This window comes from Streptomyces sp. NPDC002573 (assembly GCF_042889625.1).
Taxonomy (GTDB): Bacteria; Actinomycetota; Actinomycetes; order Streptomycetales; family Streptomycetaceae; genus Streptomyces; species Streptomyces gibsoniae.
In genome coordinates this window covers 1-2773 of the sequence record NZ_JBIARC010000218.1, presented here as the reverse complement: position 1 = coordinate 2773, position 2773 = coordinate 1, and the positions used below count along the sequence as shown (strand labels likewise).

Annotated in this window: 4 protein-coding genes and 2 pseudogenes; 3 read left to right on the top strand and 3 right to left on the bottom strand. The window is 65.6% G+C overall.

Annotated elements, in window-relative coordinates; genetic code table 11:
• On the top strand, positions 1–250 hold a 250-nt coding region (locus tag ACFYX0_RS47345), incomplete at its 5' end, for a transposase (protein WP_388981934.1).
• Between the two features lie 254 nt (positions 251–504).
• Here the strand turns inward: ACFYX0_RS47345 and ACFYX0_RS47340 are convergent.
• Positions 505–1059 (bottom strand): annotated as a pseudogene (locus tag ACFYX0_RS47340) (IS701 family transposase); the annotation flags it as partial.
• Between the two features lie 167 nt (positions 1060–1226).
• On the opposite strand from ACFYX0_RS47340, the gene ACFYX0_RS47335 reads away from it, so the two are divergent.
• Entirely contained in the window at positions 1227–1631 is a 405-nt protein-coding gene (locus ACFYX0_RS47335; RefSeq protein ID WP_388981932.1) for a type II toxin-antitoxin system PemK/MazF family toxin, read from the top strand.
• Between the two features lie 27 nt (positions 1632–1658).
• Here ACFYX0_RS47335 and ACFYX0_RS47330 read toward each other — a convergent pair whose 3' ends face one another.
• Positions 1659–1988: a hypothetical protein gene (locus ACFYX0_RS47330; protein WP_388981929.1), complete on the bottom strand. Its 330-nt coding sequence runs from the start codon at positions 1986–1988 to the stop codon at positions 1659–1661.
• A 129-nt stretch (positions 1989–2117) separates the two neighbouring features.
• On the opposite strand from ACFYX0_RS47330, the gene ACFYX0_RS47325 reads away from it, so the two are divergent.
• Positions 2118–2330 carry a hypothetical protein gene (locus ACFYX0_RS47325; protein WP_388981926.1) on the top strand — a complete coding sequence of 71 codons (213 nt, stop codon included), beginning with the start codon at positions 2118–2120 and terminating at the stop codon, positions 2328–2330.
• A gap of 178 nt (positions 2331–2508) precedes the next feature.
• On the opposite strand, the pseudogene ACFYX0_RS47320 reads toward ACFYX0_RS47325, so the two are convergent.
• Positions 2509–2773: pseudogene (locus ACFYX0_RS47320) on the bottom strand (IS1380 family transposase); the annotation flags it as partial.

Sequence of the window (2773 nt, the reverse complement as noted above, 5' to 3'; positions counted from 1 at the left end):
GGACTGGTTACAGATCTTCCAGATGCCCTCCTACGCGCCGGAGCTGAACCCGGCCGAGGGGATCTGGTCGCTCCTCAAGCGGCACCTGGCCGACTCCGCCGCCGCCGACCTCACACACCTCACCCGCGTGATCAAGCGGAAGCTGAAGAAGATCCAGTACCGGCCCCACCTGGTGGACGGCTGTCTGCCACCCACCGGTCTGACCATGAACGACACGATCAGACCGCCGGACTCCGCGAGTTCAACCTGAGTACCCGGATGTGAGCCCTTGGAAAAGAGCGGCGAGCACCGGCACCGGCACCGTGACCGAGCACATGATCAGACCGTTGACGCGAGGCCGGAGACCGCCATACCTCCGCCCAGCGCAACCTGTTCAACCGCATGGTCGGCTGCCTCCACCACTGCCTGACCCACCGCGTCTGCTACAGCGAAACCGTCGCCTTCCCCGTCCCGTCAGACGTTCAACTCACCCAGACCGCTTGACAGATCTTCTGCATCGGATGTCTCGTCGCCGGCAACCCAGGCAGCCTGATGGCCGGCGTCCAGGAACAGGGCGACCATACGCGTGGCCAGCTCCGGCTTGCTGGCGAAGGTGGTTTCCTCGGCGAGGCCCGTGGCGCGGCAGCGGTCGGGGTCGGAGGTCCAGGAGCGCGGAACGTAGAGTTCCCGGTCCACTGCGGCGTGGCCGCGCTTGCCTGCGTAGACCAGGTAGACGGCGACTTGGGAGTTCTCGATGCGGCCGGCAGTGCCGGTGTATTGGCGCTGGACGCCGACCGTGCCCGTGCCCTTCTTCACATTGCCGGTCTCGTCGACGACCAGCACCGCCCCGTCGTCGTGCAGGTGCTCCACCACGTAGCCGCACACGTCGTCGCGGACCTGATCGGCATCCCACTTGGCCCTGCCCAACAGATGCTGCATGCCGTCCGGAGTGGTCTCGCCAGCCCACTCGGCGATGGTCCAGCAGTTCTTGCGCGGCAGGTCAGCCAACAGAGCGAGCACCAACCGAGCCGCCCTGCACCGGGGTTCGACCCGGGCGAAGCGCCCCGCGATCCGGCCCATCAGGCCCTCGAACGCGTCCCGCCAACGGGCGGGTTCTATCCTGTGACCTGCGGCCAGCGTCTCTTCGTCAGTCCACACAACTCACGATGATCAACGGTGGCCGCACCCGTCTCCACAACGCGTCAGGGTCGCGCAGTTCCGCCTGCCGTCCTGAGTCAGGAGGACATATGCAACGTGGTGAAGTCTGGTGGGTGGAGTTCGACGAGCGGCGGCTGGTCGTACTGTTGGCGGCAGACGACGCGTCCAGGATCCGGGCGATGCAGGTCGTCACTCCTGCGGGCGTCGACATCAGCGGTCTGGGCGTCGAAGTGCAAGTAGGCGCCATGGAAGGACTGCCCTTTGAAGGCGTGCTGCGGTTCGCGTTCCCGCGCCCGGGCTTTACCCCCTGCACGTGGGTGACCACCGTGTCCCGGGACGACCTGATCGAGCGGGCGGGCGTCCTGTCCTCCGCGAAGCTCAGCGCGATTGAGGACGTCCTCCGTCTCGGCGAACAGGCGAAGGAACGGACCCCGGCGACAACCGCGAGGCTCAGCGAGATAAGGGACACCCTCCGTCTCGGTGAACTCGGGTAGGCGGAGAGGCGCCACTCACCATCGTGATCACGGATGTGAAGGCCGCTCGTCGGTAGCCTGCGCGTGGGACTGGCTCGTCAGACCATCGCGCCATCGTCGAGCGGCTTCAGGCTGGTCCTCACGCGCGTGAGGAGCCGTCTCGATGAGATGCAGGAGGACCCAGGCCACGCCGAAGCATTCGTCGTCGCCGAAGCAGTCCGCCAAGGCATGGGCCTCCTCATCGGTCACGGGTCGCTCAATAAGACCCAGAAGAGCTCCCGCGCGTTCGACGGCCTCCTCAAGAGCCTCGTCGGGCTCGCCGTCCTCGGACGGGAGTTTGTCAAGGGCGGTGAAGTCAGCAACCTCCGGACGGATCACGACACATCCTTCCTACTATTGCGGTGAAGCCGCCGTGGCGGCCTCACCGCAGGCTATCGGGACGGGAGACCTTCTCATCCGTGATCACGATCTACGGCTGGAATACTAGGTGAATTTGACGAAGCGGAAGTGGACGAAGTTCGCCACAGGATCGGCGCTTTTCAAGCGATCTTGCCTGAATATTCCGGAGTGTCCTGTATTCGCGACCTGTTGAGCGAAGTAATTCAGGGGGTCTCGGGATTGCTGGATACTAATTTCGGCGAAATGGTCGAGTATGAAGAGGTTCTGGCGCGCTTTCGCCGTGAACCTCTTTGGGACTGGTGCTCCGCAGTAGCTGAGTGATTGCCGCATGTCGATGCGGTGGCTTGAACCTGGATCCGCCGACTCGATTTCTGTGTGCCGTTTCCGGTGCCGTTCGGGGTGGATTTCGGTGGCTGGGCATGGGCGATTGCCGGATGGCCGTTCCGGTGGCGGGGTTTCCGAGATCCTTGGGCCGTGGGCGGTTGTGGCGGGCGGGAGTTCAGGGCCGCAGGCGACACCTGCTGGCTGTCCACAGGCTCTGGAAGGCGTCCTGCCAGGGCCATCGGGCGGGGAGGTGGGAGGTCAGCGTGCGCGCGGCGGTGGCCAATCGGGCCGGGACGGCTACCAGTTGGCGGCGGATTGTGCCGGTGCGGGCCTTTGCGTGGAAGGCGGACGCCAGGCAGCCCAGGGCGCGGGTGAGGTTGTGGGCGAGCACGGCCGGGGTGAGCCACGTGGCGTTCGCGGTGTACTTCCCCGACGGCGGG

What these genes read in the sequence shown, in the direction of transcription:
- ACFYX0_RS47335 (WP_388981932.1), top strand. Translation starts at nt 1,227, where the DNA reads ATGCAACGTGGTGAAGTCTGGTGGGTGGAGTTCGACGAGCGGCGGCTG.